Here is an 8040-nt window from a genome sequence, read left to right as displayed (position 1 = left end):
CGATAGCCAGAGTCGTGAAAGAGAATCATGATGAGCATGATTTCAGCCTTTGACATCGTGGAATCACGGTGATATGGGCTCTTATTGGTTGGTTTTAGCGTGTATTTTGCCATCATTGCGTCATAAAACTTGCAGAAGTCGTCTGCCATACAAAATATTTCCGTAACTTTGTCCTCGGTGATCATAGCGATTTTTGTTTGTATTTCTTTGTAAATCAGTACTATAAAGTTACAACAAATTTCGCTAATCACCAAATTTACAGACACTTATAATTCATCGAACTCACGTTAAAGTAGGAGTAGATGTCATCTAAAGTAGGAGTAGACGCCGTCTGCTTCCAAGCCGGATGCACAGCACTCGTGGCAAAGCCCCATGAAAAGAGGCGGAAGCATGCCTGGCACGGGGCAACGATCATTCATCTTCGATAACCAACTTTTCCTAATTTTATAGGCATAGGATTGGCCAATACCCATTTGACGGCCAGTTCCTGCAGGCGATTGAAGTCGTCTTCCGTACTTCCGGCATGGATGCCTTTTGCCAAATCCGTAAGTTCTTCGTTCTCATCCTGCTGCTGTGAAGATGTCGGTGATGGTGAAAAATCAGTCGCAGGAATAGGATTTCCCATGGCAAAATAGGCGGGAAGTGCTTGGGGGAGTTTCCGATAATCGCGGCTCCAGTTGCATGCCCCGTTGTCAATAATCTCATGGGCTACCTTTCCGCAGATGCGAATAACCTCACCCTGCACGGTCTTGGCATGACCTTCAGAAGGCACAAGAAAGTCCCATAGTTCATTGAAACGAGCGCCCCAATCGGTCGCAAGGACGGTAATCGGTTCCTTTCCATTGTGTTTCCGACAGGCAGGAACAGGCTCGACATCGAACAAGGTGTAGAGCTCTTTCATGCCTTCTTCACATTTCTGCAGCGTTTCGGGTGGCAAATCAGCGCGTGAACTTTCAAATTCGTGGCCGATGGCACGCACTCGTTCGCGCATTTCCTCGTTCACTTCGTCGCCGGCTCCGATGAACAATTTGGCCACTTTTGCCATTCGTACGATATCAAAGGTCCGGCATTCCATGAGCCGTTGCATGAGTGGCGTCTCGTTCATATCGTTCTTTGCACGGGGATCGGCACCATTCTTCAATAAGATTTCAATGGTTTCGGGAGCCTCAGCATAGTGCAAAGCCGTTCGTTGGTAGCGATTTTTGGCGTGAATATCGGCTCCGAGTTGCAGCAGTAACCTGACCTTTTCTGTTTGGTTGATACTTGCCTGCCGCATCAACGGTGTGTCGCCGTAAACGTTTTTAATATTGATGTCGGCCCCATGTGCCACCAGCCAGTCGATAAACTCCTTTGAAATGCCATACATACACAAGGCGGGTGTCTTCATCCAATCACGTTCGTAGGCATTGATGTCGCAGGTTTCATACACCTTTGCAAGTTCGCTGATGTCGTTGCGCTCCATGATTTCCTCGAAATCCTTGGGCAGAGTGATTCGCTTTTTCGCCATATCTCAGTCTGAATAAATCGGTTTCATTTTCACAAAGATAGGGAAAAATATCAGGGTGACAAGGAAGCTTTGAGAAAAAAGACGGGAAAAAGGACGCAATTATGAAGAAAATATATAATTTTGTAACAGACTTTGAGGACAGAAAACATATCTTTTGTATGTGGCGTCTCATAAAATAAACACTATGAACATCAGAAACCTTTTCAGAAAACAGTTGCGTTCGGTCATTGAATGGAAAGAACAAGACTCGCACATCCTGTTTCATCGCATGGCAACATCGACCGATGAAATCAAGAATTCAAGTAAATTGATTGTGGCCCCGGGACAAGGGTGTCTTCTCGTCTATGATGGGAAAGTGAAAGCCACGCTGACGGAACCCGATACGTATGAATTGGAAACGGATAACCACCCGTTTATCACGACAATGCTCAATCTGGCGCAAAGCATGGAGAGCGAGCACAAGATGCGTTTCTATTTCTTCCGCACGGCCGAACTGGTGAATGTGCTTTGGGGTACAGCCACTCCCGTGAAATACATGGAACCCAACTATAAGTTCCCTGTTGCTTTGGGAGCCTGTGGCAATTTTTCGCTAAAGATTGACGACGCAGCTACAATGTTCAGCACCCTTTTAGGCACGGTGAACGACTATACTTCCGGCGATGTGCGCGAGCTGGTCGTATCGCGTATCGTGGCCCCCTTGACGGCTTTCCTCGCCGAAAAGGCCTATCCCTACACCGAAGTAGACAAGCATTTGCTGGAACTGTCGACCGACCTGAAGGCACGCACGACGGAAGAGCTGCAACGCCTCGGGCTCATTCTGACCGACTTCCGTATCGATTCCGTCACTTTCGACGACGATACCCTGTTGCGCATCGGTAAGATTGCCGACATGACGGCCGAAAAACAAGCCGCGGCTGAGGTCGATCTTGACTATGTCGGCGTGCAAAAGTTAGGTGCATTGCGCGACGCGGCACGTAACGAGGGCGGCCTTGCAGGCGCAGGACTACAATTGGGTGCCGGTGTTCAATTGGCAAAAGACATTTTTAAGACGCAGGAAACTTCTGAGACTTCTACCGGAACGACACCTGCTGATGTTGCCGTGCGCCTGAAGCAATTGAAAGGACTGCTGGACGAACAGCTCATCACCGAAGAAGAATACAACAAGAAAAAGGACGAAATACTCGAGAAACTATGAAAAGAATCATCATCATTGCCCTCGTCGTACTCATTGCCAATCTCCTCGTCGGCCTGCTGATAACGGCCTATTCGCCACTCAACCTGTTCTTCACGAGCATGGCCATCGTGGTCAACACGTTGCTGACAGTCCTGCTTTTCATGGGCCATGCTGAAAGCACACATCGCTTGAGTCTGGGCTTTGTCTTCGCAGGAGTGGGCATGTTGGAGTTCCTTACGGGCTTTTTCGCACCGCAACATTGGGCCGATAACTGGTGGCTGCTCGGCATGATAATCCTCACGGCCCTGCAATCCATACTGCTGTTCCTTGCTGTTTATTATTCAAAAGAGGCTTAGTCGCACATGGCAACGAAAATCAAAGCAGTGAAATGCCCGCAATGCGGCAGCGAGAAGCACGAGCAGATAGACGAGAAGCGGTTCAGATGCAAGAGTTGTGGCACGGAGTTCTTCTTCGATGATGACGACATCAACATCAATGTCAACCATCACTATGAGTTTCAGCCAAGCCACACTTCCAATACCTCCTTGGACAACAGAGTCAAAATCATTTTTGCGGCCATCTTAGCTCCGTTGTTATTCCTTTTCTGGTTTGTGTTTCCAATGTTCCGGTCGAACGATGGCAGCGGCTCTGACAGCGGAAGAAAAGATTCTATCCACGTGAGAGACAGTTACGAAGAGCTCGTGCCGATGCTGCACAACGGCAAACCTTGCTTCTTCTATCTGACCGACCGCGACTACAGAGTAGGCTATGGGGAAGACAATCCCAAGTACGTCAGCGGCTATTACTTCGGCTTTCGCGATGCAGCAACGGGGCAGGTGCTGAAAGAACAGCTGTTCATCTCGGAGAAAGATGCGAGCGACAACTTTTCTCTTTCGTTCTCCACGACCACAGTCTCCTATCTGCAGCAGGCCCATCGGTGGTTCATTGTGATAGGAAAGCATTATGTTTATGAAATCAATCCCAATACGCTGACCGTCACGGACGTTTCTCAGTCGCTTTTCAAGGGGAAACAGGCCATGAGCACAGGTATCTCTTCCATTGAATTCATCAGTGAAGACTACGGTGAAGGCTTCGAGGTGCACAACAACTTGGCCGAAACCTACTATTACTTCCCTGCCACCAAGCGGCTCTATACCGAAGAAGCATTCAAATTTGCCCGCGACCTTCCGCCCTCGGAACTCAACGGCGAGGTGCGTGACACGACCTATTTCGACCTGCAACAGGTGAATATCAGCGAGGAGACCCGTGCCGGTGGCCGGTTACGCCTTTGGAAACTTCGTGCAAAATACCACTTGGGCGACCCGCAGCAGGCAGGTTTTTATAACTGGATCAGCAAGTCTTACTCCTTCGATCCTGCCAATCGGCTCGTCAGTGCAGCCCCCCTCACCGATTGGTTCATTGGTTTCAACGGCAATGTGCTTTATCAGAATGCGCAGTATATTCTGATAACCTACAACCCAACCCTGTCGGCCGATGCAAGTTCGGTCTTCCAACTGCGCAGCACTGACGGGCGCAGGCTTTGGACACAGGCATTGAACCGATTTTCACGCGTCAGCAATGCCACGCGCAGTGGCGACAGCCTGTGGATATGGGGACGCAGAGACCATCGTAGCGGTGATGACGACCTCCATGCCTACAGTTTCAACATCAAGACAGGGATGTGGCAGCAAAGGGCCGCCGTTCCTATCACATACAACATCAAACCTGAATAGCTGATGAAACAAGTTCTCCTCCTCGTTCTGCTTCTCCTTTCGCCAGCCGCATCGTATGCGCAAGAGAAATACATGGAGCACGACGCCGATGGCAAGTTGCGCGTCTTGGGATATATCAACAAGGAAACCGGAAAGAAAGAAGGTCATTGGATAGCCTACGGGAGCAACGGACGGAAAATACGTGAGACCGACTACAAGAACGGCGAGAAAGAAGGCCGTGAATACGACTATGACGATGCAGAGCGCGTCTATATCATGCGCACTTTCCGCAATGGTCTGCTCGACGGTCCCTACTTGCAATACCATGACGAGCCTTTTCGGAAAGGTCGGTTGCCCCTCTACGTGCATTCCGTTTATCGGGATGGACAGCAAGAAGGCATGGCATATGTCTACGAATGCGACGGAACAATCCTCCACCGCAGGCGTTATGAGCAAGGAATGATGGTAACCGACACGAGCTATGCACACAACGGCATCTACATCACGTCATGGCGTCGCGTCACCGATCCAACGGCATTCAATGGTTATCGCTATAAAGAGGTGACGGAATTCACGCCTTACAAGCACCGGTCCGCTGCTACACGGCAAAATAAAACGGCCCCACAAAGAAGACATGCGCAGCCTAAGCGCGACAAACAGCAAGCCACACCGAAGAAGAACAAACTGCGAGTGGGCAAAAACGGTACCATAGAAGTGGGCTGAAGGCTTGGTATAGTTGACCGTTGACGAATGAACGGGTTAACGAATTGCATGCTTTGAGGCATGTAGGGACACACGGTTCGTGCGTACGCGCAGCGCGGTTGACAAGTAAACAAGTTAACAAGTGGACGAGTTGCATGAACACTCAATTTGTTCACCCGTTTGCTCGTCGACGGTCAACTGAAAAACGGTAGGGACGCACAGACCGTGCGTCCCTACATTCATTCATAGCGGTTTACCACGGCGGCCATATAAGAAAACAATCGCAGCCATTTCGTGCCGTAATATGGGCCATATTAGCGCGCAATCTTAGCCATTTTACCGCGTAATCTCAGCCTTATTGCGAACCGAGATGATTGACATCAGAAAGCTGTTGCAAGGCCTGCGGCTCACAGCTTCACAATCGCCTGAAGCTGAATGTCGGTCCGAGAGGAATGATTGATTTGCTGATTGCCGCTTCCGATGACGCTGCGGTCGAAATAATCGGTCGTGCCGACCTTGCCAATGAGGGTGAAGTGGCTGCCAAGATCGGCCCTCATGTTGCAACTGTATCTGATGCCATGGCCGAAGAAGCAAGGGAAACTGAAGTCATACAGGGTTCCGCGCTCGTAGACATAGACGCGGCTGTCGTAGCCCTGCGTATGGAAATAGTCAAAAGAGGCCGAGGCCGTGAGCCATTTGTAATGCCTGAGCAGGCTCTGCGCGATGAGATAGCCGACACTACTCACCTGCTGACGCGCATAGGAAAGGTCGGCTTGCGTGCGCAACTGCCACGCTCCTAAGTGATAAGCGGCCTTGATGCGCCCGCGTTGCTCGTTGCGTTCCATCAAAGCCGACTTGTCCTTATTGTCGCGTTGCCTGCGCCGAAGTCGATATTGAGCCGTCAGTAGGAAATCCTTGTGCTGATAGTCGAGTTGTAAGAAGCCGTCCCATGCGTGGGTTCCCGCAAAACTCTGCCTGTATTTCGGCCATGCGAAATAGGCATAGTCGGCATAGACAAACGCTGAAAGTCGCCTGCCGAGCTTCCAGTTCATGCCCAGATAGAGGCCGCTTTCATCTTGGACAGCCCCCGCTTCAGAGAAACTTCGGGCGAACAGACCGTTGTATTTGTAGGCATAATAACGCTGAATGGCCATCACACTGACCGCCGAAGTAAGACGCAAATCCAAGCGATTGATGGTCGAAAGGGCTTGTCGGTTGTCTGTTGCCGCCTCGCCGCTGAAGCTATATCGGCCACGCATGTAGCCATAGTTCAGGCCAATGTTGTAGAAGTGCGTGCCCTCGGCCGCCCAACGCTTGTAAATCCGGTCCGTATCGGGGCGCAGTTCGCGACTTAATGCCGTGTAAAGTACCGTTCCGCCGACATGAAATCCGTTTTTGAAGTAGCGCAGGTTGCCGCCCGCGGCCGATTGGAATGTGTTGTGCTTGTGCTGCATCTCCGTCTCCGTACGATGATATCCGCTACCGCCGATGGCCGAAACCGCGCCCGAGCCGTCTGTCCGCAGCGTTCCGTCCACACTGCGATAAGACATGAAAAGCGTGGTCTCTATCGCCTTGTTCAGCTTGAACGTGGCCGCGGCTCCTTGTAGATAGTTACTCTCCGAACGCGAAGAATGGGGCCTGACTGCAGCCGACGAACGCCCCAACGACTGCAGGAGCATCTGTTTGCCGAAGCCAAAGTCACAGTTCATCACCAGCCCCATGCCAAAGCGCAACCGATATCTCCCCACGACGAGGGCTTTCAGGCTACCTCGTCCGCGCAACATCAGATAGAACGACGCGTAATCATACCCGCGGTTCCGACCGCTGAAGAAAGGCTCTCCGGCGTCCTGTGCAGCCACAAGTCCCAGCTCAAACCGGTCGGTATAGTCGAACGTGTAGCGCAACCAATGCTTCAATGGACCGCCAAGATACTTCCCTTCGCTGAAACCCTTGCTGCGATAGGTCGGTATGCCCACCGTTCCAACAACCTTGTGTTTGCCATATCGCAACAAGTTTCGCCATGAGAGGCGATTGTGTTCTTCCGGTTCTCCGATGACAATGAAATAGGAAAGCAGTCGGGCACAGGCGTTTCCGAGCGACGGAATCATGTAGAGTTCGCCCACGGATTGCAGGGCGCGGTATTTATAAACGTATTCCATGATGTCTGCAATCTGCTGATCATTGAGGAAAGGCAACTGCTCCAAGTCCTCTTTCGTGGCCGTATTGATGTTGAAAGGGTGGCTTGCCAAGCGGCTCAACAACTCATAATCCATCGGATCCGACGCCTCGCTCCCTTCGGTAGACATGAGTTCCTCGTAGCAATCTTCCCAGCGTTGCTCCTGCTGTGCGCCGGCGTCGGTCGCAATCAACAGCCCTATCACAATGGCAATACTGCCTATGCTCCTTTTCATGGCATACATCTTTGTGTTCATCGGTATTGTTTCTGCCGACAAACTTACGAAAAATCAAGAGAAGTTCCTAATAAAGCAGTAGAAAAATTAAGGCTTTCAATAGTAAATAGCCTGAGGAAGCCCATTCCCAAGAGCCTCCCCCCAACCCCCTCCGAAGGAGGGGGAGAAGCCCACCCCTAACCCCTCCCGAGGGAGGAGAGAGCCTCCCCCGACCCCTCCAAAGGAGGGGAGGCCGAGCTTGCGGGCTAATGATGAACAATACATAATAAACAAAATAGACCTTGCGAACTCTTTAGTTCTCAAGGTCTATTTGCATATTACTCCCCTCCCTCTTCGGGGAGGGGTTGGGGGAGAGGCTTCTTCTCCCCTCCCTTTGGGAGGGGCCGGGGGTAGGTTTTGGGAGAGGGGTTGGGGTGAGGCTCCCGGGTGTGTATTAAAACGGGGAGGGCACACAGACAAGCAAGTTAATCATAAAATGGATTTTGATTTTGAGTTTGATTAAATGCTGTTAAGTCGTGCGCCCTCCCCAAGAGA

General features: G+C 50.9%; 6 protein-coding genes and 1 pseudogene. 4 read left to right on the top strand and 3 right to left on the bottom strand.

Going from position 1 to position 8040, the window contains the following annotated elements:
* Both H164_RS0107435 and H164_RS0107430 read right to left on the bottom strand, forming a co-directional pair.
* A pseudogene (locus H164_RS0107435) lies at positions 1–185 on the bottom strand (IS982 family transposase); the annotation flags it as partial.
* 230 nt (positions 186–415) lie between these two features.
* Positions 416–1507: an ankyrin repeat domain-containing protein gene (locus H164_RS0107430; protein WP_019968031.1), complete on the bottom strand. Its 1092-nt coding sequence runs from the start codon at positions 1505–1507 to the stop codon at positions 416–418.
* 184 nt (positions 1508–1691) lie between these two features.
* Between H164_RS0107430 and H164_RS0107425 the strand changes: the two genes are divergently transcribed.
* Genes H164_RS0107425 through H164_RS0107410 form a run of 4 tightly spaced genes read left to right on the top strand, consistent with a single transcriptional unit; the run spans position 1692 to position 5116 of the window.
* Positions 1692–2702 carry an SPFH domain-containing protein gene (locus tag H164_RS0107425; RefSeq protein WP_019968030.1) on the top strand — a complete coding sequence of 337 codons (1011 nt, stop codon included), beginning with the start codon at positions 1692–1694 and terminating at the stop codon, positions 2700–2702.
* Positions 2699–3037 carry a hypothetical protein gene (locus H164_RS0107420; protein ID WP_019968029.1) on the top strand — a complete coding sequence of 113 codons (339 nt, stop codon included), beginning with the start codon at positions 2699–2701 and terminating at the stop codon, positions 3035–3037. The genes H164_RS0107425 and H164_RS0107420 overlap by 4 nt, the downstream gene beginning before the upstream one ends.
* Before the next feature lie 6 nt (positions 3038–3043).
* Positions 3044–4414: a hypothetical protein gene (locus H164_RS0107415; protein ID WP_019968028.1), complete on the top strand. Its 1371-nt coding sequence runs from the start codon at positions 3044–3046 to the stop codon at positions 4412–4414.
* A gap of 3 nt (positions 4415–4417) precedes the next feature.
* Entirely contained in the window at positions 4418–5116 is a 699-nt protein-coding gene (locus H164_RS0107410) for a toxin-antitoxin system YwqK family antitoxin (RefSeq protein ID WP_025830400.1), read from the top strand.
* A 386-nt stretch (positions 5117–5502) separates the two neighbouring features.
* On the opposite strand, the gene H164_RS0107405 is transcribed toward H164_RS0107410, so the two are convergent.
* Complete coding sequence (locus tag H164_RS0107405; RefSeq protein ID WP_019968026.1) at positions 5503–7527, bottom strand: helix-hairpin-helix domain-containing protein; 2025 nt, start codon at positions 7525–7527, stop codon at positions 5503–5505.
* Positions 7528–8040 lie beyond the last annotated feature (513 nt).

The sequence above is a fragment of the Segatella maculosa DSM 19339 = JCM 15638 genome, assembly GCF_000382385.1.
In the GTDB taxonomy this organism is placed as follows: domain Bacteria; phylum Bacteroidota; class Bacteroidia; order Bacteroidales; family Bacteroidaceae; genus Prevotella; species Prevotella maculosa.
Note: the sequence above shows the minus strand (reverse complement) of the source record. Positions and strands in the feature narration are given on the sequence as shown.

Bases quoted from the DNA above. Each gene is read 5' to 3' on its own strand.
- H164_RS0107430 (WP_019968031.1), bottom strand. From the start codon at position 1,507: ATGGCGAAAAAGCGAATCACTCTGCCCAAGGATTTCGAGGAAATCATG.
- H164_RS0107425 (WP_019968030.1), top strand. From the start codon at position 1,692: ATGAACATCAGAAACCTTTTCAGAAAACAGTTGCGTTCGGTCATTGAA.
- H164_RS0107420 (WP_019968029.1), top strand. From the start codon at position 2,699: ATGAAAAGAATCATCATCATTGCCCTCGTCGTACTCATTGCCAATCTC.
- H164_RS0107415 (WP_019968028.1), top strand. From the start codon at position 3,044: ATGGCAACGAAAATCAAAGCAGTGAAATGCCCGCAATGCGGCAGCGAG.
- H164_RS0107410 (WP_025830400.1), top strand. From the start codon at position 4,418: ATGAAACAAGTTCTCCTCCTCGTTCTGCTTCTCCTTTCGCCAGCCGCA.
- H164_RS0107405 (WP_019968026.1), bottom strand. From the start codon at position 7,527: ATGAACACAAAGATGTATGCCATGAAAAGGAGCATAGGCAGTATTGCC.